This is a genomic window from Sinorhizobium numidicum (assembly GCF_029892045.1).
In the GTDB taxonomy this organism is placed as follows: domain Bacteria; phylum Pseudomonadota; class Alphaproteobacteria; order Rhizobiales; family Rhizobiaceae; genus Sinorhizobium; species Sinorhizobium numidicum.
Window position 1 is genome coordinate 2,020,513 of record NZ_CP120368.1, and the last position, 23,906, is coordinate 2,044,418.

17 protein-coding genes are annotated in these 23,906 nt (G+C 61.6%); 9 read left to right on the forward strand and 8 right to left on the reverse strand.

The annotated features are described in order from the left end of the window. Window positions 1-287: 287 nt before the first annotated feature. Window positions 288-1,373, reverse strand: a complete 1,086-nt coding sequence (recA, locus tag PYH37_RS20905) for a recombinase RecA (RefSeq protein ID WP_280733311.1) — start codon at window positions 1,371-1,373, stop codon at window positions 288-290. Window positions 1,374-1,704: 331 nt separating this feature from the next. Between recA and PYH37_RS20910 the strand changes: the two genes are divergently transcribed. Then, complete coding sequence (locus PYH37_RS20910; protein WP_280733312.1) at window positions 1,705-2,652, forward strand: carbohydrate kinase family protein; 948 nt, start codon at window positions 1,705-1,707, stop codon at window positions 2,650-2,652. A gap of 141 nt (window positions 2,653-2,793) precedes the next feature. Continuing rightward, window positions 2,794-3,723 carry a pseudouridine-5'-phosphate glycosidase gene (locus PYH37_RS20915; protein WP_280733313.1) on the forward strand — a complete coding sequence of 310 codons (930 nt, stop codon included), beginning with the start codon at window positions 2,794-2,796 and terminating at the stop codon, window positions 3,721-3,723. Window positions 3,724-3,801: 78 nt separating this feature from the next. Here the strand turns inward: PYH37_RS20915 and cckA are convergent, their stop codons facing one another. After that, window positions 3,802-6,420: a cell cycle histidine kinase CckA gene (gene cckA / locus PYH37_RS20920; protein ID WP_280736117.1), complete on the reverse strand. Its 2,619-nt coding sequence runs from the start codon at window positions 6,418-6,420 to the stop codon at window positions 3,802-3,804. A 375-nt stretch (window positions 6,421-6,795) separates the two neighbouring features. Here cckA and PYH37_RS20925 point away from each other — a divergent pair, with 375 nt between their 5' ends. Then, complete coding sequence (locus tag PYH37_RS20925) at window positions 6,796-7,767, forward strand: flagellar biosynthetic protein FliO (RefSeq protein WP_280733314.1); 972 nt, start codon at window positions 6,796-6,798, stop codon at window positions 7,765-7,767. A gap of 161 nt (window positions 7,768-7,928) precedes the next feature. Here PYH37_RS20925 and dksA read toward each other — a convergent pair whose 3' ends face one another. After that, window positions 7,929-8,348, reverse strand: coding sequence for an RNA polymerase-binding protein DksA (gene dksA, locus PYH37_RS20930; RefSeq protein ID WP_280733315.1), 420 nt, complete (start codon window positions 8,346-8,348; stop codon window positions 7,929-7,931). 421 nt (window positions 8,349-8,769) lie between these two features. Between dksA and PYH37_RS20935 the strand changes: the two genes are divergently transcribed. From PYH37_RS20935 to PYH37_RS20950, 4 genes are all read left to right on the forward strand, one after another. Continuing rightward, window positions 8,770-9,303 (forward strand): SixA phosphatase family protein, encoded by a 534-nt coding sequence (locus tag PYH37_RS20935; RefSeq protein WP_280733316.1) that lies wholly within the window; start codon window positions 8,770-8,772, stop codon window positions 9,301-9,303. A gap of 177 nt (window positions 9,304-9,480) precedes the next feature. Next, window positions 9,481-10,974, forward strand: a complete 1,494-nt coding sequence (locus tag PYH37_RS20940; protein ID WP_280733317.1) for a YcjX family GTP-binding protein — start codon at window positions 9,481-9,483, stop codon at window positions 10,972-10,974. Beyond that, complete coding sequence (locus PYH37_RS20945) at window positions 10,971-12,044, forward strand: YcjF family protein (RefSeq protein ID WP_280733318.1); 1,074 nt, start codon at window positions 10,971-10,973, stop codon at window positions 12,042-12,044. Before PYH37_RS20940 ends, PYH37_RS20945 begins: the two co-directional genes overlap by 4 nt. Before the next feature lie 169 nt (window positions 12,045-12,213). Next, on the forward strand, window positions 12,214-12,759 hold the full coding sequence (locus tag PYH37_RS20950; RefSeq protein ID WP_280733319.1) for a hypothetical protein: 546 nt from the start codon (window positions 12,214-12,216) through the stop codon (window positions 12,757-12,759). A gap of 84 nt (window positions 12,760-12,843) precedes the next feature. On the opposite strand, the gene folK is transcribed toward PYH37_RS20950, so the two are convergent. From folK to folP, 3 genes are read right to left on the reverse strand one after another with little or no spacing between them, the layout of a single operon-like run. Beyond that, on the reverse strand, window positions 12,844-13,365 hold the full coding sequence (gene folK / locus PYH37_RS20955; RefSeq protein WP_280733320.1) for a 2-amino-4-hydroxy-6-hydroxymethyldihydropteridine diphosphokinase: 522 nt from the start codon (window positions 13,363-13,365) through the stop codon (window positions 12,844-12,846). Beyond that, window positions 13,352-13,723, reverse strand: coding sequence for a dihydroneopterin aldolase (gene folB / locus PYH37_RS20960; protein WP_280733321.1), 372 nt, complete (start codon window positions 13,721-13,723; stop codon window positions 13,352-13,354). The genes folK and folB overlap by 14 nt, the downstream gene beginning before the upstream one ends. Next, window positions 13,720-14,589 carry a dihydropteroate synthase gene (gene folP, locus PYH37_RS20965; protein ID WP_280733322.1) on the reverse strand — a complete coding sequence of 290 codons (870 nt, stop codon included), beginning with the start codon at window positions 14,587-14,589 and terminating at the stop codon, window positions 13,720-13,722. The genes folB and folP overlap by 4 nt, the downstream gene beginning before the upstream one ends. Window positions 14,590-14,793: 204 nt before the next feature. Between folP and PYH37_RS20970 the strand changes: the two genes are divergently transcribed. Beyond that, entirely contained in the window at window positions 14,794-15,423 is a 630-nt protein-coding gene (locus PYH37_RS20970) for a DUF922 domain-containing Zn-dependent protease (RefSeq protein ID WP_280733323.1), read from the forward strand. Between the two features lie 517 nt (window positions 15,424-15,940). Here PYH37_RS20970 and PYH37_RS20975 read toward each other — a convergent pair. Together PYH37_RS20975 and PYH37_RS20980 are read right to left on the reverse strand one after the other, a co-directional pair. Beyond that, on the reverse strand, window positions 15,941-16,261 hold the full coding sequence (locus PYH37_RS20975) for a 2Fe-2S iron-sulfur cluster-binding protein (protein WP_280733324.1): 321 nt from the start codon (window positions 16,259-16,261) through the stop codon (window positions 15,941-15,943). A 299-nt stretch (window positions 16,262-16,560) separates the two neighbouring features. After that, complete coding sequence (locus tag PYH37_RS20980) at window positions 16,561-16,929, reverse strand: Hpt domain-containing protein (protein ID WP_280733325.1); 369 nt, start codon at window positions 16,927-16,929, stop codon at window positions 16,561-16,563. A 500-nt stretch (window positions 16,930-17,429) separates the two neighbouring features. On the opposite strand from PYH37_RS20980, the gene PYH37_RS20985 reads away from it, so the two are divergent. Then, on the forward strand, window positions 17,430-23,675 hold the full coding sequence (locus PYH37_RS20985) for an apolipoprotein A-IV repeat region-like domain-containing protein (RefSeq protein WP_280733326.1): 6,246 nt from the start codon (window positions 17,430-17,432) through the stop codon (window positions 23,673-23,675). Window positions 23,676-23,906: the final 231 nt, after the last annotated feature.

Sequence of the window (23,906 nt, forward strand, 5' to 3'; positions counted from 1 at the left end):
GCACTTGCAGGCCGCGCAACCGTTCCATCTTGCCGCATCCCTCAACTATAGATGCGCCACCCAACGTCCTCGGATCACGACGATTTTGGGTTCCAAAATCATAAATGTGATCGGCTCTTACAAGGTAGAAGAGAATATGTGCGGAAAATCGCTTCGCACTTTTCTTCATTCCGCTCCAGCCGCCGGAACCACAGGCTTTTATCGTCCGCATATCAAGCTGTCCAGACCGCAAAAAACCGGCCGCTTGTTACGGCGGCCGGTTTCGTCAAATCTTCGACAGGTCAGATTTACATGTCCGCCGCTTCGTCGCCTTCGCTCTCCGGCCCGCCATTCTCCAGGAACCGATCTGCGATCAGGCCGGCATTCTGCCGCAGCGCCATCTCGATTTCGCGTGCGAGATCCGGATTCTCACGCAGGAAAAGCTTGGCGTTTTCACGGCCCTGCCCGAGGCGCTGGCTGTTGTAGGAGAACCAGGCGCCCGATTTCTCAACGATGCCTGCCTTGACGCCGAGATCAACGAGTTCGCCCGTCTTGGAAACGCCCTCGCCATACATGATGTCGAATTCGACCTGCTTGAAGGGCGGCGCCATCTTGTTCTTGACGACCTTGACGCGGGTCTGGTTGCCGACGACCTCTTCACGCTCCTTGACCGAGCCGATGCGGCGGATATCGAGGCGGACCGATGCATAGAATTTCAGCGCGTTGCCGCCCGTCGTGGTTTCCGGCGAACCGAACATCACGCCGATCTTCATGCGGATCTGATTGATGAAGATCACCATGCAATTGGACTTGGAGATCGAGGCCGTCAGCTTGCGCAGCGCCTGACTCATCAGGCGCGCCTGCATGCCCGGCAGGCTGTCGCCCATTTCCCCTTCGATTTCGGCGCGCGGCACCAGCGCTGCAACCGAATCGACGACCAGCACGTCGATGGCGCCGGAGCGGACCAGCGTGTCGGTGATTTCCAGCGCCTGCTCGCCGGTATCGGGCTGCGAGATCAGAAGGTTCTCGAGATCGACACCCAGCTTGCGCGCATAGATCGGATCGAGCGCGTGCTCAGCATCGACGAATGCGCAGATACCACCCTTTTTCTGCGCCTCGGCAATCGTCTGCAGCGCCAGCGTCGTCTTGCCCGAGCTTTCCGGACCATAGATTTCAACGATGCGGCCCTTCGGCAGACCGCCGATGCCAAGCGCGATATCGAGGCCGAGCGAGCCGGTCGAGACGGTTTCGATCTCGACCACGCTGTCCTTCGCTCCAAGCTTCATGATCGATCCCTTGCCGAACGAACGTTCGATCTGGGAAAGGGCCGCTTCAAGTGCCTTGCTTTTGTCCACCGATTTGTCCTCTACGAGCCGCAAAGAGTTTTGTGCCATTGGGTCCACCTTTAGGTTATTGGAGCTATCGAGGCAATGAAGCCGCCGCAGGAGTTTTTGTACATGTTTTGTTCTACTTTGGCAATGGCGCACCAACTCCTTGAATAAATTATGCTATTTCAGAAGCGTTCGATTCTTGTTCACGGATATTGTACTCCATTTCCACAGCCTGCGCTGCGACTCTTCCAAGCATGCACCGACAGGCCCGATTCGCCGCAGCATCAGGATGGATCGAACCGGCCCAAAGTCGTAAACATAATTTCGGCGGATCGGACAAAGCAGGCGCGAGAACCGCTCGACCTTCCTTTCTCATCCGCAAAGAGGAGCATACATGAAGGAACGGGAAATCGCCGTTTTCGGAGGCGCTCATGTCGACCGGCGCGGCCGCATCAGCGGCGCGACTGTGCTGGGCGCCAGCAATCCGGGCACCTGGTTCGAGGAAGCCGGAGGCGGCGGGTTCAACGCCGCGAGAAATCTCGCGCGTCTCGGCCATCGCGTGCGGATGATCAGCCCGCGAGGCGGCGATGCGGCTGACGACATAGTGGCCGCGGCCGCGGCCGCCGCCGGCGTGATCGATTGCCCGTTCATCTTTCTCGACCGAAAGACGCCGAGCTATACGGCGATCCTCGAAAGCGACGGCAACCTCGTGATCGCGCTGGCGGACATGGATCTCTACGCGCTGTTTTCGCCGCGCCGGCTGCAGCAGCGAGCGATGCGCGAGATGCTGGCGGCGAGCGATCTCGTGCTGATGGATGCGAACCTCCCGGAGGAAACGCTCGCGGCGCTCACCGATACCGCCTCCAGGGGTGACCGCCTTGTCGCCGGCATCGCCGTTTCCCCCGCAAAGGTCGTCCGCTTCAGGGAATGTTTGTCGGGTCTCAGCTTTCTCTTCATGAACGAGGCGGAAGCGCGGGCGTTGACGGGAGCTGAGGTCAGCGAAGCCGATGAATGGCCGGCGCTGCTGCGTGCCGCGGGCCTTGCCGGCGGCGTCGTGACGCGCGGCGACCGGGCGGCGGTCGCCTTTGACCGCTCCGGCACCTGCCTTGCCATCCCGCCCGCTCTTCCAGCACTTGCCGATGTCACCGGGGCGGGAGACGCGCTTGCCTCCGGCTTTCTCGCCGCACGGCTTTCGGGCCTCGACGTCGCCGCATGCCTGCGCCACGGCATTGCTGCCGCAGGAATAACACTCCGCTCGCCGTTCGCCGCCTCAGAAGAAATGTCGGCGAGCAATATCGAACGGGCTCTGGCCCTTGTGCCGGTGCCGCAAATGCTGTCATGAGAACCGACAGCCGAACCCGGAGCGGGATGAAAGAAGTGTAAGCGGTTTTTCGCCTGCATCCCTCTCTAATTTTGCTAGAAACGGTCACGCTGATGATGCGGGTTAAAGCCGCCAAACATCATTGTGATCCAAGGAAAAGCCATGACCAAACGCTCCTCCCCGCTCCTGCCGATGGAATATTCCGATGAAGTCGCCGCCGCCAAAGCGCGCGGCGCGCCGATCGTCGCGCTGGAGTCGACGATCATCACCCACGGCATGCCCTACCCCGGCAATCTCGATATGGCGCGCAGTGTCGAAGCGATCATCCGCGAAGAGGGGGCGGTGCCCGCGACCATAGCCGTCATTCACGGCGTGCTCCACATCGGCCTCGACGATGCGAAGCTGGAGGCGCTTGCGAAGACGGAAGGCGCGATGAAGCTTTCGCGCGCCGATCTCGCCTTTGCGATTGCCGAGCGTCGCACTGGCGCCACGACCGTCGCGGCAACGATGATCGCCGCCGCCCGCGCCGGCATCAGCGTCTTTGCAACCGGCGGCATCGGTGGCGTCCACCGTGGTGCGGAGGAGAGCTTCGACATTTCAGCCGATCTCGATGAACTCGCCCGTACCGGCGTAATCGTCGTCTGCGCCGGTGCCAAAGCCATTCTCGACATTGCGAAGACGCTCGAAGTGCTCGAGACCAGAGGCGTCCCGGTCGTCACCTATGACAGCGAAATCTTCCCGGCCTTCTGGTCGCGCGATTCGGGCATCAAGAGCCCGCTGATGCTGAACAGCCCGGCCGCAATCGCCAATTTCCAGAAGATGCGCGAGCTGCTCGGTATCGACGGCGGCATGCTCGTTGCCAATCCGGTACCGGAAGAAAACGAAATCCCGCGTGAGGAGATGGAAATCTACATCACCCGTGCGCTGGACAACGCGGCAAGCGACGAGGTTTCCGGCAAGGCCGTCACGCCCTATCTGCTCGACAACCTCTTCCACATGACTGAGGGCCGCAGTCTCGAAACCAACATCGCGCTGGTCGAGAACAACGCGCGCCTCGCGGCCGAAATCGCGGTCGCACTGTCTGCAAGTTGAGACGCAGGCATAAGCAGCGAATGAATTGAACCCGGTGCCGAAAGGCGCCGGGTTTTTGCATGACTGGGGTGAGGCAGCTTAGGAATCGAGCATCTCGCGTACGGCAACGGCCAGCTGCTTCAGCGAGAACGGTTTCGGCAGAAAACCGAATTTCGCATCGGCCGGCAGATTGCGGGCGAAAGCATCTTCCGCATAACCGGACACGAAGATGAACTTCAGATCCGGGTATTTCTTGCGCAGTTCCCGCAGCAGCGTCGGTCCGTCCATCTCCGGCATGACGACGTCCGAGACGACGATATCGACCGCGCCATGGAGCTCTTCCATGATCTCGAGTGCCTCTACGCCCGATCCAGCCTCATGGACGGTGTAACCGCGCGTCTCAAGCATGCGCTTGCCGCCTCGGCGAACGGCCTCTTCATCCTCTACCAGTAGCACGACGGCGGAATCTCCGGTGAGGTCCGCAGGTTCCGTTGCCGGTGTCGCCGGCGCAACGACCAGATTGCGCGCCGCCGGCATCGGCGTTCCGGTCGAGCGGGCTTCGCCGTCAACCGGTTCCTCGCGCTGTTCTTCGATATGGCGCGGCAGCAGGATGCGGAAGGTCGTGCCCTTGCCGACGTCGGATTCCGGATAGATGTATCCGCCCGACTGCTTGACGATGCCATAGACCATCGACAGCCCGAGACCCGTGCCCTTGCCGACCTCTTTCGTCGTGAAAAAGGGCTCGAAGATCTTGTCCATGATCTCTTGCGGAATGCCTGTTCCCTGGTCTGAAACCTCGACCATAACGAAATCGTCCTCTGGAAGCTCCCGCCGTCCGAGAGCGGCGACTTCGCTCGCCGGAAGATTTCGCGTCCGGAGCATAATGGTTCCACCTTGAGGCATTGCGTCGCGCGCATTGACGGCCAGGTTGAGCAGGACCTGCTCGAATTGGCCGAGATCGGTCTTTACCGGCCAAAGGTCCCGACCGTAGTCCACCTCCACCTTGACATTGGTGCCGGTCATTCGGTCGACGAGCATGCGCAGATCGCCGATCACGTCGGTGAGATTGAGTACGGTCGGGCGCATCGTCTGCTTGCGCGAGAAGGCGAGCAGTTGCCGCACAAGAACGGCGGCGCGGTTGGCATTGCGCTTGATTTCCATGAGATCGGCGAACGTCGCATCCGCCGGTCTTGCCGAAAGCAGCAGGTGATCGGCAGAAAGCAGGATCGCCGTCAGCACGTTGTTGAAATCATGCGCGATGCCGCCGGCGAGCGTGCCGACGGCGTTCATCTTCTGGGTCTGCGCCATTTGCGTTTCGAGCGCCTTCTGCTCGGTGATTTCCAGCGCATAGATGATCGCAGCTTCCTCCGGCGCCTGCTCGCTCTGGTCGATCACAGCATTGACGTAGAAGCGGAAGTGGCGCCCTTCGTCCCTTGGATGCAGCGCATCGATCGGCGCAATATCGCCCTGCCGGTCCTTTGCCGCGGCCAGCGCTTCCTGCAGGCGCCCCTTCTCTGACTGGTGCACGACTGCATCGATCAGTGCACCGCGTTCGACGTCGTCCTGCGAGACGAGGCCCGCGAATAGTTTCAGGAAGGGAGCGTTGGTTCTAAGAATCCGTCCGTTGCCGTCGACTGAGGCGATCGCCATCGGCGTATTGTTGAAGAAGCGCGTAAAACGCATGGCGGCGTTCGAGGCCGACTGGTCGCCCTCATCGCCCTCGCGCGACATGACGATCGTCCGGCTCTCGCCGGGTGCGCCGTCGCGGGTCGACGAGACACGGTGGACGAGCCGCACGGGCAGGCTCTGACCGTTTACCTTGCGCAGATCAAGATCCAGCACCTTCGTCTTTTTGAGGCCGGGTTCGGCCTGAACCGATTGCACGAGCGTGAGGCCCTCGCCTGCAACGAGATCGGCAATGCTGATCGAGCCCGGCTGGAACTTGGTGAGATCGATCCCGAGCCAATCGGCGAGCGTGGCATTGATATAGAAGATCTCGCCCTTGCGGCCGGCCGAGAAGAAGCCGGCCGGCGCATGATCGAGATAGTCGATCGCGTTTTGCAGTTCCTTGAAGAAGCGTTCCTGATCGTCGCGCTCGGCGGTGATGTCGGCGATCTGCCAGAGATAGAGAGGATTGCTGTCGCTGTCCTCCAGCGGCAACACGCGCGCCTTCAGGCGGTACCAATGGGCGCCGGGGCCGCTTGCCGCGCCGTTCGCCAGCGGCTTGAGCAGCCGAAATTCCTCGTGCCCCTGCTTGCCCTCATGCAGGCCGTTGGTTAGGCGGTAGATCGCTTCGGTGGCCTCCCGGTTCCGCGACAGGATGGTTTCGAGCGATTGTATGCCGGACGCGCTTTTTGCCCCGGTCAGGGCGCCATAGGCGGCATTGGCATAGATGATCCTGCCCTTGCGATCGGTCACGATCGTGCCATCCTCGTGGGCGTCGAGAAAGGCGCGCGCCAACTCGTCCGGCCGAGACTGCGGCATGACCTCGATGAAACCGATCACCGACGAAACCAGAAAGAATATCCCGACCATGGCCAGCACGCCGAGAATGCCGAGAACGATCTCGTTTTCGAGCTGGTTCTTGAAGACGACGAAGGCCGCGGCTGACGCGGTCAGCACAATCGCCAGCAGGATGATCCTGAGGACCGTACCCGGCCGCACGCCTCGGTCAACGACCGGCATCTGGTAGCCACCTGACTGCCGCAATTTCGTCATCGGGTCCTCACCTGCTGCCGGGTCGATTGCCACGCGGGCGCGATCCAGCGCGCTCACAGCGCCACGCATCCCTGCGGACGCACAAAGGCCGCCATAATAGTTTGAATTGCTGCATAATTTACCCTTAAATCGGCTCCGGTTTAAGGAACTATGCAGTGCTCGGCGTCCGACGAAATCTTCGCGAAATCTGCAAGCGCCGCACCTGCTTCCCGTCCATCGAACTGGAATCATCTTTAACAATCAGAGATAACAGCAAAAAGCGTCTCTGCGGAAGCTTGCAAGTCAATTCACAGGGAATGTCGGAGGCAAGCTTGTCGCAGCCCGAAAAAAGCCGTCAAATACTGACATTCGGGAAGCGAGTAAGGAGTTCAGCCCATGATGGAAGCGATTGTCGGGGACAACGGTAGCCGATTCATCATCGCCGCCGGAGCCGTTGCCATCGGCCTCCTGTGCCTCGTGGCGGTGCTCTGGATCATGCGCAACCGGCCCTCCTCTCCCTTTGTACGAGGCGGCAAGAACAGGCAGCCCCGGCTTGCCGTGCTCGATGCTGCCGCAGTGGATACGCGCCGGCGCCTTGTGCTCGTTCGCCGCGACGACGTCGAGCATTTGATCATGATCGGCGGCCCGACTGATATCGTCATCGAAAGCCGCATCGCACCCGATGAGGCGACGCCAGCGACACAGGCGAGCGCTCGCACGGCGCCGGAACAAAAGACCGCCGGTGCACCGGTTGCGGCGCGCTCAGAACCGAAGCCGCTTGCCGTTTCGACACCAGCACCGCCGGCGCCCGCCGCGATCGAGCCGATGCGGCCCACCGTGCGGCCGGACGAACAGACATCGAGCCCCGCGCGGATGGAACCGGCACCGCCGGCTCGCGTTGCCGCCGATCAAAGGTCCGCGCCGATCATGCAGCCGCCGATCATCAAGGCTTCGCAACCGGAGCCGGCTGCTCGGCCCGTATCTGCGGGTGAGCTGTCACAGGATGTTTTCGGCGCCGCGCGCGACCGCGTGCTACCGATGGCGCAACCTCAGCGCGAGGATCGCCCGGCGCAAGTGGCCTCGGGACCGGCGGAACCCGTGAGGCCGGTACCGACGCAGCCCAACATCGTGCAGCCGATAACGGCCGACAGAGCCGCGGAATTCGACCGCATTCTCGATGCGGAGATCAGCGGCGACCTCCAACGCCTGGCTCCCACGCCCGCGACAAGGCCGGAAGGCCGCCCGGCTGCGACCGGACGCCAAGAGCCTGTGCTCGGGGCGACCCCCGAAAACATCCGCAAGGAACCGACGATCGAGGAAGAGATGAACCGGATGCTGGCCGACATTTCCGTCGGTCGCAAGCCCTGAACGATTGCCGTGCCGGACAGGCGAGACCAATCGGGCGCCACTGCGCCGTGCGTCTTTGAACTCATTAAATCGGTTCCGAACTAAGGAACCATGCCAACGAGAGAAAGAAAAACGGCGCGGTCAGACCGCGCCGTCTCTTTAGATCCAGAAGATTTCAATACTTACTCGTCCCGATAGACCTTCTCGCGACGCTCATGGCGCTCCTGCGCCTCGATCGAAAGGGTCGCGATCGGTCGGGCATCCAGGCGCTTCAGGCCGATCGGTTCACCGGTTTCCTCGCAGTACCCGTAGGTGCCTTCGTCGAGCCGCTGCAACGCGGCGTCGATCTTGGCAATCAGCTTGCGCTGACGGTCCCGGGCACGCAATTCGATGGCCCGATCTGTTTCGGAGGAGGCTCGATCCGCAAGATCAGGATGATTGGCGCTCTCCTCTGCCAAGTGATCCAGTGTCTCGCGGGCTTCGCGAAGGATATCGTTTTTCCAAGCATTCAGCTTTGCACGAAAATATGCCCGGTGATTGGCATTCATGAACTCCCCGTCTTCGGAGAGAACAAAGGTACTAAGATCGATCTTCTCACTCAACGCGATTCTCCTGAAGAACATCTCATTGCGGCGGTGTATAGCCCCAAGGAAGCTCCGATTCAACCCTTGTAGCCGCCGCTCGACCCGCATTTTAGCAATGCTTGCATCTCAGGCTAACTGGCGAATATTTCATCAAAATTACAAAGTAAATCTTGATTCCTGGTTCATCGCCGGCGGCCGCCGGCAAGCTCTGCCCCGACCCGCACGACATTCGATAGGTTCGCAATATCGCATTCCGGACCGCGAGATTTGGTGCGTGCGAGGCGTCGGTTCAATGGTGCCGCCGATTTACCGAAAACGTGAAACCATGGCTTGATCTTTGCGCCGACAGCGAGACAAGGTACCGATCTCGTCTGCGTAGGTCCCGCAACCGGCATAGGCAGCACGCTCCAGCCCGGGGCGAGCACAATCGGATGAATACATGCAAGACAGCGTCGCCGCGGCCTTCCGCCTCTTTCTCCTTCGCCACGCCCGTTCGGGCTGGGCTTTGCCGGGCCAGCGGGATTTTGACCGCGCGCTCGACGACATCGGCTATGCCGAGGCGGAGCTGATTGCTCAGGCGGCCGCCGATCATGGTATCCGACCCGATCTCATCCTTTGCTCGACCGCAGCGCGCTGCCGCCAGACGGCCGAACCGCTCTACCGCGCTCTCGGCGAGGACATCGACGTTCGGTATGTCGATCCACTCTATACAGGACCGACGAGCGTCTACATGGACCTCATGGAAGCGCACGCCAATCGACCGTCGCTGATGATCATTGGACATAACCCGATGATCGAGGAGCTGTTTCGCCAGATTCTTGGAGAACAAGCCGCGAGCGCAGCTCTGCCGGACGGTTATCCGCCGGCGGCGCTGGCAGCAATCGATTTCTCGGCGCGGCCAGGCACCGGCGCCACCTGGACCGCAGTGCTTTCAACGCTGTTGGTGCCGGCTCCGGAGGAATCGGAGAGATGACGATTCAATGCCTCCCCCGAGTTCGGCTCCCGTTCAGGCAGCAAACGAAATACCGTCCATGTCGTTGCGCCGGCGGAAACATTCCCTATATCGCGACGGCAAACAACGTGAACGCCTTTAACCCGTTGGGATATCGGCAATAACGCTGCACCGACGATTTACTCCCGAGGGGAACACTTGGCGCCCATCCTGACCAGCTTCAAAGACGAAGCGCTGATCGCGCTGGATAATCTTGCCGATCGTGCATCCGGGCTCGTCAATCCTTCCGTGCGGCTCGGCGTCACCGGCCTGTCGCGTGCCGGCAAGACGGTTTTCATCTCGTCACTCGTACACAATCTCCTGAACGGCGGCCGCCTGCCGGTGTTCGAGCCGGTCCGGTCCGGCCGCGTCTCGAAAATCCGTCTCGAACCGCAGCCTGACGACGCGGTGCCGCGCTTTCAATATGAAGACCATATCGCCGCCCTCGTGCGCGATCGGATCTGGCCTGATTCGACCAGAGCGATCTCGCAGTTGCGCATCACGCTCGACTACGAGAGCGCCAGCGGCTGGAGTCGGCTGTTTTCTCCAGGGCGGCTGTCGATCGACATCGTCGACTATCCGGGTGAATGGCTGCTCGACCTGCCGCTGCTTGCCCAGGATTTCCGGCAATTCAGCGACATGACCGTTCGGCGGGCACGCGCAGGGACGCGGGCGACCCTTTCCGGCGATTGGCTGGCACTCGCCTCGTCGATCGGTGCGGAGACGACGGCCGACGAAGGCAGCGCCCGCCGGCTCGCGGAAAGCTTCACCGATTATCTCAAGGCCTGCAAGGCCGACGATCGGTCGCTGTCGACTTTGCCGCCCGGCCGTTTTCTCATGCCGGGCGACCTCGAGGGCTCGCCCGCACTCACCTTCTCGCCGCTTCCGGACCTACCTGCAGGCCGGGCACCGAAGGGATCGCTCTGGGCGATGATGGAACGCCGATACGAGGCCTACAAAACTTATGTAGTGAGCCCGTTCTTCCGCGAACATTTTGCCCGCCTTGACCGTCAGATCGTCCTCATCGACGCGCTGCAAGCGATCAATCGCGGACCTGAGGCGCTCCAGGACCTAGAGCAGGCGCTCGCCGACGTGCTCGCCTGCTTCCGGCCCGGCACCACTTCGTGGCTGTCCTCCTTCCTCACACGCCGGATCGACCGAGTGCTCGTCGCTGCGACGAAAGCCGATCACCTGCACCATGAGAGCCATGACCGGCTCGAGCGCATTGCCTCCCGCCTCGTCAGCCGCGCAGCCGAACGAATTGGCATGAGCGGCGCCGGCCTTGAAGTGATGGCGCTCGCCTCCGTAAGGGCAACGCGCGAGGCGACAGTAAGCCACGACGGCCACACATTGCCGGTTATCGTCGGCATACCGATCGCCGGCGAACGGATCAATGGCGAGATCTTTGATGGCGAAAGAAAAACAGCCATATTTCCTGGAGACTTACCGCAGACTCCTGAAGTTCTCTTCGAAGCAATTGACGCCAATTCCGCCTCGGGCCTGCCTGAAGCGAAGCGCGCGATTCCCGAACTGAATTTCGTTCGCTTCCGGCCTCCGCACCTCGAAGAGACACGCGGCGGGCTGAAACTCTCGGTCCCGCATATCCGGCTCGACCGAGCCATGCAGTTCCTGCTCGGAGATCGCCTGGCATGAATGACGATTTCAAGCATCGCGGGCGAAAGCCTGCCGCCTTCTCGATCGATCCGGAGCAAAATGAGGAAGTTCCGGCACGCGCGCAGTCGCGGCGCGCACCGGCAAGCTTCAGCGACGATGTGGTCATGACGCCTGACGCGGAGGACCCATTTATCGAGACGACCGCAGCGATCGAAGCGCTCAACCCGCCGGAAACGCGCCCGCGTCGCCGTCGCCTGTCTTTCGCCAAAGTCGCTGCCGGCGCCTTTGGGATCCTGCTTTCGCTGGCCTTGGGGCTTTGGATCGATCGTCTCGTTCGGGACCTTTTCACCCGCGCCGATTGGCTCGGCTATCTGGCGATCGGGGCAGCGGTCGTCGGCGCCCTCGCCGTCCTGATCGTCATTGCCCGCGAACTCTCGGGAATGATGCAATTGACAGCGGTCCAGGCGTTGAAGTCGGAGGTCGCCGAGGCTGCCGGGCTCAACAACACCAAGACCGCCCGCGCCGCAAGTAACCGACTTGTCCATCTGCTGGCCGCCAACCCGCGTACAGCCAAAGGCCGGGCGCGACTTGCGGAGACCGAGGGTGAAATTATCGACGCGCCTCACCTCATCGAATTGACAGAGCGTGAACTGCTGACGCCGCTCGACCGGGAAGCGCGCCGCATGATCCTCGCAGCTTCGAAACGTGTATCGATCGTAACCGCCGTCAGCCCGCGCGCGCTCGTCGATCTCGGCTATGTTCTCTACGAGTCCGCACGGATGATCCGAGCCATGGCGCAACTTTATGGTGGGCGGCCGGGCACCCTCGGTATGCTGCGGCTGATGCGGGATGTGATCGCCCATCTGGCGGTGACCGGCTCGATCGCCGCCGGCGACAGCCTTATCCAGCAGGTCCTCGGCCATGGCATCGCGTCCAAACTCTCCGCCCGTCTCGGTGAAGGCGTGATCAACGGGCTGATGACGGCACGCATCGGCATAGCGGCGATGGATCTCTGCCGTCCGATGCCGTTCCGAGCGCTGAAGCGACCGGGCATCGGTGATTTTCTCGCCGATCTTGCGCCCGGCATGACCAGATCCGAAAGCAGGTAAGGACCGATCGCCATCTTCTGATAGCCCGCGGAGGCTGCAATTCGGTGGTCGCCATGCTAATCTTTCGGTGCGCAAACGGGGCGCATATAGCGACAAAGAAACCATCCATTAACCATTTGCGCGCAAATGTGATTGCCAGATTTGGACGTTGACCCATCAAGGATCGTTTATGTTCTTGCGCCCTTCTTTGATTGCTCGCGGCGTAGCCGCTATCGCCCTTGCTGCCAGCCTCGCGACCCCGGCCTATTCCGGCGCCCGCGACAGGGCTTTCTTCGAGAAGGTCGCTGGACAATGGAAGGGCCCGGGCGAAATCGTGGCCGGGAAATACCAGGGTACGAAATTCACCTGCGACCTGACCGGTGAACCAACATCGGGCAAGGACGCCGGAATCAAGCTTGACGGATTCTGCCGCGTCGGCGTCTTCAAACAGCCGATGTCGGCGGTGATCATGCAGAAGGGCAACGGCTACACCGGAAAGTTCCTCGATGGCGCCGACGGCAAAGGGCTCGACGTCGTTTCCGGCAATGTCGGCAAGGACAAGGTCGTTGTCGGCATCAACCGCAAGCAGCTCAACGGAGCCATGATCGCCCGTCTCCAGGACGCGGAGACCATGAACATCACGATCTCCGTCAAGGTCGAGGAGACCATGGTCCCGGTCATCGGCGTCAGCCTCAACCGGCAGATGGACAACATCGCCGTCGGCTCGATCGAGTAGCGGTCTCAAAAAAATTTCGGGGAAGCCTGGTTCAGCGCCGGGCTTTTGTTGTCGATACGGATATTTATACGGAACGACGCCCGTTCAACCGCTGCGCCACCAATCGGCGTTTTCGTCGGCGATCTCGATTCCGGCCACATCGGCATCTTTCAGCCATTCGCCCACGGTCCGCCCCTCGACACTGAGCTCGGCCGCAAAATCGGCAAGCGGCATAAGAACGAAGCCGCGCGCCGTCATACGCGGATGCGGCAATTGCAGGGTTTCGCCGGCAGATTTCTGCCCATCATAGGTCAGCACATCGATGTCGATCGTGCGCGGCCCCCACCGTTCCTTTCTCACCCGTTTCATTGCGCGCTCGATATTGAGGCAGAGGTCGAGCAGCGCCTCCGCTTCGAGGGTCGTTTCGACCTCGGCACAGGCATTGAAGAACCAGGCCTGGTCAGTCTTGCCCCACGGCGGCGTTCGGTAGAGCCGCGAGACGGCGGTAATCTTGCAATCCGGTCTTTCATCAAGCGCCTGCAGGGCTTCGGCCATTGATCGGCGCGGATCGCCGATATTGCCGCCGAGGCCGAGCGTGGCGCGGCGCCAGGGCTTACTCGGCGACATGTTCGACCGTGACTTCCACGTAGTCCAGAACGCCCGGAACCGGCGCGTTCGGTTTGCGGATTGAAACTCTCGCCCGTCTGATCTGCCGGAAGCGCGCGCAAAGCGTCTTGGCGACCTCCAAGGCTAGAGCTTCGATGAGATACCGGCGCCGTCCGGTGACGATTCTTTCGATCTCCGCGAAGGCAATTCCGTAGTGCACGGTGTCATCAATGCAGTCCTCGACCAGTGCGGTGCCCTGCTCGACCTCAAGTTCCGCATCGACAAAAAAGCGCTGCCCGAGGAACTCCTCCTCATCGAGTACGCCATGGCGGGCAAAGAAGGCGCAGTTTTTCAAGGTGATGATGTAAGTTGCAGTCATGGCTTCATGTCCCGTCGGCTATTCTTTGCGGTCAGCATAGCATCCGCCATCACCAGCGCATCCCTGTTGATTGCGACATCGTGTACGCGAAAAACCGCGGCCCCTGCAGCCCTGAGAAGGGCGGTCGTCGCTGCCGTGCCGCCGTCACGAGCCGCCGCATCCCGCCCGGTAACGGCACCGATGAAGCGCTTGCGCGACGTTCCGACGAGAAGCGGCAGGGCAAATCGATGCAACTCTGCGAAACGGGCCATCAGCTCCAGATTCTCCTCGGTATCCTTGGCGAAGCCGAAACCGGGATCGAGCACGATGCGTTCTCGGCCGATCCCCGCATCGGCCGCCATCTGCAAGGACCGATCGAGAAAATGGAACTGGTCGTCGACGACATCGCCAAGTTTCTGGCGGCCACGTCCCGTGTGCATGATGCAAAGGCCCGCACCCGTCTCCGCCGCAACGGCCGCAATCGCCGGTTCGCGCTGAAGACCGTGGACGTCGTTGACGATATGCGCACCGGCATCGATGGCAAGCCGCGCCGTCTCGGCGCGATAGGTATCGACGGAAATGAGCGCGGCCGTCTCGCGCGCAAGCGCGGCGATGACCGGAAGGATGCGCGCCTGCTCGTCTTCAGCGCTCACGGGCTCCGCGTCCGGACGGGTAGACTCCCCACCGATATCGAGGATTTCCGCCCCCTCTTCGACGGAGCGCAGCGCTGCGGCCACGGCGGCCGCAGTATCGGCGAAGCGCCCGCCATCGGAAAATGAATCCGGCGTGACATTGATGATCGCCATCAAAACGCCACGCGGCCCCAATTCGAGATTGCGCCCATGCGCCAATTGCCAACGAGACGTTTCAAACGGGTTATACGTCATCTTCCTGCGATCCACAGTTTCGGGAGAATGCGTCTGTCATCGATCTTGCGGAAAGGTCACAAACGCCTTCAAAAATCAATGCTTAGATGCATTTGTTCATGTTTCCTGGGCACTTGTCGAATGAAGCTTTGGCTGATTTGTGTTGCGCTCGGCTCGGCTATGCCCCAAGCTTGAACGAAGTTCAATCGAAGAGAATACGCAGCGATGTCCCGGCTACATGTTCCGCTGAAAGCCGCCCTGATTGCATGCCTGGTCGGCCTTCCGCTTGGCAGCGCCTCGGGTGAAACCTTGATCAGCAAGAGCTTTACCTATTTCTCGATCGGCGGGCGCACGGCAGCTGAGCTCGATAAGGCGCTTTCATCTGCCGGCCCCCTGATGAAGAGCACCGGGACCCGCCACCCCGGCGCCACGCGCATCAAGTTCGGCGGCACCATAACATATGTCAGCCGAAGCGGACGATGCGCCGTCGGCACTGCGCGCGTCATGCTTAGCACGCGGATCATATTGCCGCGCTGGAAATACCGCAGGCAGGCAGGACGCGATCTTGCAGTGGTATGGGATACGCTGGCGGCCGACATAAAACGCCACGAAGAGCGCCATGCCGAGATCGCGCGCAACCACGCACGTCAGATGGAGAAGGCACTTCTGGAGCTGAAGCCGGAGGCCGATTGCGAGCGCATGCAGGCCCGTGTCGCGCGAGTGAGCGCCGAGGAGGTCGAACGCCACGACAAGGACCAGGCGCGTTTCGACCGAACGGAGGCGGCAAATTTTGACCGCCGCATGATCCGTTTGCTTCAACATCGGCTCAAAAGCCTGAAAAACGCCGAGCGTTAGAAAATGGATGGGCGGGTGACCGCCCGCACCCCTTGGATGCGAAGCTTCCCTACGCCTTCATTGCCGAAGACGAATTCACTCCCCCAAGAACAGGGTGACTATAGTCGACGCGTGTCTGAGAGAGAGGCATAAACCCACAGTATTTTATTGGTGGATTCTTACGATGGCAGGCCGCCGCCGACTCAGCTATATTGAAATCATCAAACGAGTGGCGGGATTAAAGTTCAACCATTCGAAGAGGTAGATGTTTAGTTGCCGATCGCCGGTAAGACTTTCGCGCCTAAATATCTACTTATTTAGCTTCGCGTCATTGCCCTTGGTGTTTTTACAATACCGGGCGATGAAGCAACCCAGGTTCTCCTGGCGTGTCCTGGTGCGGCAGATGCTCCCTCCCTCGTCTGCATGCGATACGCCCTCCTTGCCTCGCTCGTCGATGACCAGCGAGGCTTTTTTTGCGTACCACATGCTTCGGGCGCCATTCGGGCCGCCGAGCCACTCATGAGGCGGTCGGAACTGCTCAGGCCTGACGCTCCGGAACGTGAACGATCAGCCCGTCCAGGGCTTCGTTCATCTTGATCTGACAGGAAAGCCGCGAGGTTGGCCGCACGTCATAAGCGAAGTCGAGCATGTCCTCTTCCATCGCCTCCGGCGCGCCGACGACCGCGGCCCACTCGTCGTCGACATAAACATGACAGGTCGCGCAGGCGCAGGCGCCGCCGCATTCTGCTTCGATCCCGGGCACCGAATTGCGCACTGCATTCTCCATGACCGTGGAGCCGTTCTCGACATCGAGTTCGTGGCGCGTGCCGTCAAAGGCTACGATCGTGAGTTTTGTCATTTTTCTTTCCGGAACGAATTATGGGATGGGCCGGCCAGCACGAGGCCCTGCTACGGCAGGTGGCGCTGCGGCGTGAATTCAGCGGACGTTCTTCCAACAAATCGGCCGGCCAGTCAACACGAGTTGGCCGCCTTGCCGCGATTGCCGGGCTGCGCCGCAAGGCCTAATTAGCGCGTCGGATGCGCAAAACTACTGCACGTGTCCTTAAATCGGAACCGATTCAAGGACAGAGACATGCAGCGGTTCAAAGTGCTACAGCGACCTTTGTGCGTCTGAAACGACGCACGACGCTGCAGAGATCAACGGCAAAGCTTCAGAATGAAGAGCTCCGTCTCGAGAACGGCGACGCTGAGTGTGCTCTGCAGGGTCGCGTCTGCGGGGTCGCGTTCGATCGCGGCGGCCGCTTTCGCCACGTTGACCGCGCCGACTGCGAGCGCGGCGCCGTTGAGGCGATGCGCCGCCTGGCTGCGACGATCGGAGTCAGTCCCGGCGATGTCGATCATTGCCTGACGCGCTTGACGGGCGAAAAGTTGCAGGACCTCGCTTTCGAGCGCCTTGTCGCCCATCGTCTGGTTGTCAAGATGGACAAAATCGATAGGCTTCCCTTTCGAAGCAGAAGACCTACCCGCATTGTCAAGTGCCTCGAAGTCTATCTTGGCTGCAGCCATGGACCGGGTTCCCGTTATCAGTCGCGGCAAAGACCGCATCGTTTTCAGACAGGCATCATCGGTGGGTGGTGCTGCCAGCGGCTTAAAACGACGCGCAATAGAGGCAGAAATCTGGGGAAATGGTTAATGGCCGTTAAACCGGCTGATTTCCTTGGCTTTTTAGGCCGCAAGCCCGTCATTTCGTTAAGAAATCGTTAGGATTTTAGTGAATGCCGATTGCTCATAATTGTAAGAACTTGGCTAATGTGTCACTACGATACGGTTAGGAACAGGCCTGCATATGAAGTAGCAACTGTTCTGGTGGATAAGCTCTGCGCGTGGTGCCCTGAGGCGAAGGCTGCAGCTATCCATCGAGACAATGCAATGGGTGATCAGTCAGGATATTGCGCAAATGTTATGCGCATATCTTGCCGTCACCGCCCTGTTTAGGGTGTCTTTTGGCCCGCTTGCGGCGCCAAGCAGGCGGCTGTTGGCGGGCAATAGTAGTGAGGCGTATCCCTATGGCGACGAAGAAGAGCAACGAGTCGATCGACGAAAAGGCATTCCAGGCTTTGGAAGCAGCGCTGAAGATCGACTTTGACGACCTTAAGTCGGCGGCCCTGAACGACCAGACTTCCTTGGATGACCCGGAGGAAAAAGTGGCCGAGCCCAGCAAGCAGGCGGCCGCACCCGACAAGGCGCGCGTTGCGACAACGCAGGACGAAGCAAGCGCGGCACGCGCCAGCGAACCGCCGCGCAGTCTTGCGCCCGAGCCCGCGCCGAAGCAGCCGCCGCTTGCGGCAGCGAACGATGACACGCGTAGGTCGCCCGCCGCGATGCTCCGTTCACTTGAGGTACGCTCCAGCCGGGCTGCGATCCGTGTCGCCGCGCTCGTGTCGCTGCTTTGGGCGCTTGCCGGAATCGCCGTCGCCCACCTCCTCTACGCGCCGCAGATCTGGCAGATTCGCTCGCCCGGCGATCTCGCCGCCACACCGGGTGCGATCGCCATCCTGATCGGGATCGCGCTACCCATTATGCTCTTCTTCTCCTTTGCCATCATGATCGCGAGGGCGCAGGAACTGCGCAACGCGGCACGCTCGATGGCTGAGGTCGCCTTGCGGCTGGCAGAGCCGGAGACGGCTGCCGCCGACCGCATCATGACCGTTGGCCAGGCTGTTCGTCGCGAAGTCTCGGCCATGAACGAAGGCATCGAGCGCACGATTGCGCGCGCAACCGAGCTCGAAACACTTGTGCATTCCGAGGTGAATGCGCTGGAACGCAGCTATAGCGAAAATGAGCTGCGGGTTCGCACGCTCCTGCAAGAACTCGGGCTCGAACGCGAAGCCATTATCGGCCACTCCGATCGCATCCGCACTTCGATTGCCGGTGCGCATACCAAGTTGAAGGACGACCTTGAACTGGCGAGCGAAGATATCGCCTCGCGTATCGCCGTGTCCGGTGAAGCCTTTGCGTCGCTGATAGACACGCGCGCCGCTGCGCTCAGTGAAAAATCCGAGAATGCGCTTCAGACCATCAGCACCATGCTGTCCACGCGCACCGATGCGCTTCTTTCCGGTCTGACCACCGCGGGCGTCACGCTCAGCGACGAGTTCGATGCCCGGCTCGATGCGCTCAGCGACGCCTTGACGAAACGTGGCGAGCAGTTGCTCAGCCAGTTTGAAACCCGTGCCTCGACTCTGGATGCCAGCACCGAGAAGTTGAACGCCGCCCTTAACGAGCGTGCGCGCCAGCTCAATGAGACCCTGATCGCCAGGACCCGCGACCTCAACGACAGTCTCAGCGTCGGCCAGCAGGCGATCACCGGCGGTCTCGACAATATACTTGCCTCGCTCAACGCCGCTCTCGACGAAAAAGGGGCAAGCTTCCGCCAGAGCCTCAAGTCGAGCGCCGACGATGCGATCATGGATCTCGATCTGAGGGGTGGCTTCTTCGAAGAAAAGTTGCAAACGACCGTAGGGCAGCTTGCGACGGCCTTCGACGAGCGCTTCCACGAATTCGCCAACGCATTCGACAAGCGGGCAAGCCTGCTCGATACCAAGTTGATGGAGAGCCTGCATCGCATCAACGAAACCGTCAGCGGCGGTTCGGAGGCAATCGGCAGCGCTTTGGACAGCAGCGTGGAGAAGATAGGTTCCGCCCTGTCCGATCAGTCGCTGACGCTCGCAACCGCGCTTGGTGCGACGCAGGACTTCATCGAGGAAACGATCGGCAGCCGCACTTCGGAACTCAGCAATCTCATCGGCAGTGCCCATAGCCGCATCGACGGCGTGCTCTCGGAAAAGACCGGCTCGCTTATGGGCGCCCTGACTGAGGCGCAGGAGCGGATCGAAAACGGTTTCGGCCAGCGCGCCGACGCGCTTGCGAATGCCCTGACGACAAGCGAGCAGCGCCTGACCGAAGGCCTCGATTCGCGCACATCCGCCTTCATCGATGGTCTGCAGACCGCCCACTCCCGCATTGAGCAGACGCTGACCGGGTCGACCGACGAGATAACGAGCGCGATCGCGGCAAGCCAGCATCGCCTCGACAACACGCTTTCAGAACGCACCGCCGCTCTCTCGTCCGCACTCGCCTCCGGTGTGAGCGTCGTCGAAGGCGCCGTGGTTGGTACCGCCGATCGGTTAGAACGGCTTCTCTCTGAACGCGGTCAGGCGATTTCCGAAACGCTGGGCAGCCAGACGGCGGCGTTGGACGGCGTTCTGTCGCAGCGCAGCCAAGCAATTACGGATACGCTCACCAGCCAGACAACAGCACTCGACGGCGCTCTGTCGCAGCACAGCCGCGCAATTACGGATGCGCTCGGCAGCCAGACGGCGGCACTCGACGGCGTCCTGTCGCAGCGCAGCCAAGCCATCAGTAATACCCTCACCAGCCAGACCGCAGCGCTCGATAGCGTGCTCTCGGAACGGGCGAGCGAGATCAGTTCGACCATGTCTGTACGCGCCAACGAAATGGCCGACTCGCTCAGCCGCCACGTCGAAGACGTCGCCGATAACCTGACGTTCCGTGCCATGGCTGTTGCCGAGACCATGACCGACCGCGTCGGCGATATCGAGAACAAACTTTCGCAGAGCGTGTCCGAGATTGCGGAGAACCTTGGCGGCCGCGTCAGCCAGATCGCCCACACCCTGACCGACACAAGCGCTCGCATCGCTGAAGACCTGAGCGGGCGTGTCAGCAAGATCTCGGACGCCCTGGCGGGTACCAGCGCCGAAATCGCCGAGGCGCTCACCGCCCGCACGTCGGAGGCGACAGCCTCGCTCGCCGACAAGGCCGCCGAAATCGAGCAGACGCTTTCCGGCAAGGCCGAGCATCTGCGCGACACGCTTGCGACGACACATGACCAGATTCAGGCGACACTCGACAACCGCATCCACGCGATCAATCTTGCTGTTGGCCACGGGCGCGAGCAGCTAGAAGACCTCTTGTCCGACCAGTCGATGTCGATCGCCACCACTCTTGCGACCAGCGCAAGCATGCTGGAAATGTCGCTTGAAGAGCGTCAGGCCTCGATTGCCGGTGTCATTGACCGCAGCGCCGAGGCGCTCGATGCGCGGATGCGCTCGACGACCGGCAACATCGCGGAGCGTCTTGCCGAAACGGCCGATCAGATCAGCCTTGCCGCGGACACGCTGACCAATCGCGTCGACATTTCGATCAACGGCATCAACAGCCGCCTCGACGATACCGGCGCTCGCATCGAAACAAGCCTCGGCTCGCTCGAAGACCGTATCCGTGGCAGCGTCGGCACAGTGAGCGCGATCGTCGACGACACCGGTGCCCGCATCGAAACGACCCTCGGATCGCTGGAAGACCGTATCCGCGACAGCGTTAGTGGCGTCAATGCGATCGTTGATGACACCGGAGGCCGCATCGAAACGAGCCTTGGTTCCCTCGAAGAGCGCATTCGCGACAGTGTGGGGAGCGTCAACACCGTCGTCGATGACACTGGCGCCCGCATCGAAACGAGCCTCGGCTCGCTCGAAGAGCGCATTCGCGACAGTGTTGGCAGCGTCAATGCCATCGTCGACAATGCCGGACAGCGGATCGCCGACAGCCTCGGCGAGCGTGCCGGTGAGATCGACCGTATCAGCGAGGTGGCGGCAACGCGCATCTCGACCGCTATCGAGGCGGGTACCGGTCGCATCGAAGAGCGACTCGGAACAATGGACCGCGCTTTGAATATCGGCCTTGACAACGTCAACCGCACGATCGAGGGCAAGGCCGCGGCGCTTGTGACGAGCCTGCGCGGTGCCGTCAGCGATGCCGCCCAGGAGATCGACGCGGAGGCCACCCGCTCCACCGACCTGCTGTCCAAGGCCGGTGCGGACTTCGCCAGCGCGCTCGCCTCGCGCAACGCCGAATTCGCTGCATCGATCGAACAGACCGCATCAGTTACTGCCGCTCGTCACGCGGACCTCGCCCGCTCGGTTACAGATGCGGCGGACACGGCGACGGCCCGCCTCGCCTCAACGCACAATCAGGTGGCCAACCACGCTCAGAGCATCCAGCAAAGTCTCGCCGATGCGGAAAAGGCACTCGACGCGCGCGGTCAGTCGATCCGGAGCACGCTCGACGAAAGCACGCGCGAGCTCAATTCGATGCTCGCCGGCCGCTCGCTCGAACTTTCTCGCCTTCTCGACGAACAGGCGCGACCGGTCATTGAGCAATATGCGGCAACGGGCAAGGAAGCGGCCGAGCGGATCGCTGCGCTCACTCAGGAGAGTGCAGACCGCATGCGCGCCGAGAGCGCAGCCCTGGTCAACGCCATCACCGAGCGGACGGGTGAAACGCTCGACGCCATCTCATTGCGGGCGGAAGAGACTGCCAAGGCGATGAAGATGGTTGAAAATCGCCTCCAGTCGACCGCGATGGGTCTCATCGACCAACTGGCGACGAACAATTCCGCGATCGCCTCGGTTATCGAGCAGGCGAGCAGCAACCTCGGGGATATGGACCAACGCCTCGAGGCCACCGCAGCCAAGGTCTCGGAATCGGCCCGGCAGGCATCCGACATGCTGTCCACCTCCACCCGCCTCATCGAGGGCAAGGTTGACAAGTTGTCCAATATTTCCGCTTCGACGCTCTCCCAGATTGGCGGGATCGTCGGCCGCTTCGAGGACCATTCGAAGGTCCTTGGACAGGCGTCCGACCTGTTGGCCGCAGCCCAGTCGAACCTCGTGAGCACGCTCGAAGAGCGGCAGGACGCGTTGCGGACGCTTTCTGTCGGCCTGGTTCAGCGTTCGGAGGAAATCGAACGCACGATGCGGGCATTGGAAGGCTTCGTCGATGGCGCTTTCCAGCGTGCGGAAGAGCGCTCGGGACAAGTCGCCGGCAATCTTCGCAGCGGCATCCAGTCGTCCTTCACCGATGTCGGCCGCCTGCTATCGAGCACCGAACAGCGCGCCGCCGAGGCCGCGGAGGCCATGCGCAACACCCTGGCGCAAGCCGGCGAAGAAGCCACCGCTTCGGTCGAAAACGTCTTCGCACGCGCCGAGGAGCGCTCGCGGCAAACGGCCGATACGCTGCGCTCCGGCGTCGAAGGATCGTTTGCTGACGTCAACAAGACGCTCTCCCAGGTGGAAGGTCGCGCCCTCAGCGCGTCCGAGTCCCTGCGCCAGGCGATCGCCAAAGCCGGCGAGGAAGCAGGCCACTCGCTCGAGAGTGCCTTTGCCAGCGCCGAGGAGCGCTCGAAGGAAGTGGCGGCGCGCCTGCGCGGTAGCGTCGGCACCTCCGTTGCCGATATCGAACGCATGCTGGCCGAAAGCGGCAAGAAGTCCGACGGCGTCGCCGCTCACCTGCGCGAAGCCGTCCGCCAGGCGATCGACGAAGCGATCAGCCGCTTCAGCGGCGCGACCGATGACATCCGCCGTTCCGCTGGCGAGATCCGCAAGGAACTCGACCAGACCCGGGAGGAGCTGAAGCGTGGCGCTTTCGACCTGCCGGAAGAAGCCAAAGAGAGCGCTTCGATGATGCGCCGTGCGGTTTCCGAGCAGATCAAGGCACTGCAGGAGCTTTCCGAAATCATCGGCAAGTCTTCGACCCAGCTCGAGGTCGCACAGCCAGCTCGCCAGCAGGCCGTCTCGAACACTCCGGCCCGCGTGGTTCAACAACCCGTCACTCAGCAACCCGTCCTCCAGCAACCGGTGGCGGAAGTGCGCCGCGAGCAGCCAGCAACTCCGGCTTCGACGCCGGCACTGCGTGGAAGTCTGGGCCTCGAGCAGGCCACGCGTCCGCTGCAACCCGCCCGCCCGCAGTCGGAAGAACGCGTTGAGGAAGGCGGCGGCTGGATGCGTGACCTGCTTCGCGCCGCGTCTCGCGAGGAAGAGCCGTCAGCCCCGCGGCAGCGTCCGGCGGAAAGTCAGCCAGCGCCGCGCACCGGGGATAATCGCAATCCGCGCCATGTCGTCGAATCGCTGAATTCGCTCTCGGTGGACATTGCCCGGGCGATCGACCACGATGCCTCGGTAGATCTGTGGCGCCGGTACCAGCGCGGCGAACGCGACGTCTTCACCCGCCGCCTCTACACGCTCAAGGGGCAGCAGACATTCGACGAGATTAAGCGCAAGTACGATCGCGAGCCAGAATTCCGCACGGCCGTCGACCGCTACATCGCCGATTTCGAGAAGCTGCTCGCCGACGTAGCACGCAACGATCCGGACAAGCGTATCACGCAGACTTACCTGACATCGGATACCGGTAAGGTCTACACGATGCTCGCGCACGCCGCAGGACGCTTCAGCTGATCAGCCGCAAGGTGCTATTGCGAACGGCCCCGTCGAAAGCGGGGCCGTTTTGCGTCAGCGGTGGCCGGAAGCTGACGAAAACTGCCGCTAATTGGAGTGTGCGCGAGGATTGGATGTGGCAAGTGTGTCGTTGCCGGCCTGCTCGTGCGCTCATTAAGGCCCCGTAATCTACCGCGAGATGAGACATTGGGCATTACGAACTAAACCAGCCCAACGGACTTGCATTTCGAT

Bases quoted from the DNA above. Each gene is read 5' to 3' on its own strand.
- recA (WP_280733311.1), bottom strand. From the start codon at position 1,373: ATGGCACAAAACTCTTTGCGGCTCGTAGAGGACAAATCGGTGGACAAA.
- PYH37_RS20910 (WP_280733312.1), top strand. From the start codon at position 1,705: ATGAAGGAACGGGAAATCGCCGTTTTCGGAGGCGCTCATGTCGACCGG.
- PYH37_RS20915 (WP_280733313.1), top strand. From the start codon at position 2,794: ATGACCAAACGCTCCTCCCCGCTCCTGCCGATGGAATATTCCGATGAA.
- cckA (WP_280736117.1), bottom strand. From the start codon at position 6,420: ATGACGAAATTGCGGCAGTCAGGTGGCTACCAGATGCCGGTCGTTGAC.
- PYH37_RS20925 (WP_280733314.1), top strand. From the start codon at position 6,796: ATGATGGAAGCGATTGTCGGGGACAACGGTAGCCGATTCATCATCGCC.
- PYH37_RS20935 (WP_280733316.1), top strand. From the start codon at position 8,770: ATGCAAGACAGCGTCGCCGCGGCCTTCCGCCTCTTTCTCCTTCGCCAC.
- PYH37_RS20945 (WP_280733318.1), top strand. From the start codon at position 10,971: ATGAATGACGATTTCAAGCATCGCGGGCGAAAGCCTGCCGCCTTCTCG.
- PYH37_RS20950 (WP_280733319.1), top strand. From the start codon at position 12,214: ATGTTCTTGCGCCCTTCTTTGATTGCTCGCGGCGTAGCCGCTATCGCC.
- folK (WP_280733320.1), bottom strand. From the start codon at position 13,365: ATGTCGCCGAGTAAGCCCTGGCGCCGCGCCACGCTCGGCCTCGGCGGC.
- folB (WP_280733321.1), bottom strand. From the start codon at position 13,723: ATGACTGCAACTTACATCATCACCTTGAAAAACTGCGCCTTCTTTGCC.
- folP (WP_280733322.1), bottom strand. From the start codon at position 14,589: ATGACGTATAACCCGTTTGAAACGTCTCGTTGGCAATTGGCGCATGGG.
- PYH37_RS20970 (WP_280733323.1), top strand. From the start codon at position 14,794: ATGTCCCGGCTACATGTTCCGCTGAAAGCCGCCCTGATTGCATGCCTG.
- PYH37_RS20975 (WP_280733324.1), bottom strand. From the start codon at position 16,261: ATGACAAAACTCACGATCGTAGCCTTTGACGGCACGCGCCACGAACTC.
- PYH37_RS20980 (WP_280733325.1), bottom strand. From the start codon at position 16,929: ATGGCTGCAGCCAAGATAGACTTCGAGGCACTTGACAATGCGGGTAGG.
- PYH37_RS20985 (WP_280733326.1), top strand. From the start codon at position 17,430: ATGGCGACGAAGAAGAGCAACGAGTCGATCGACGAAAAGGCATTCCAG.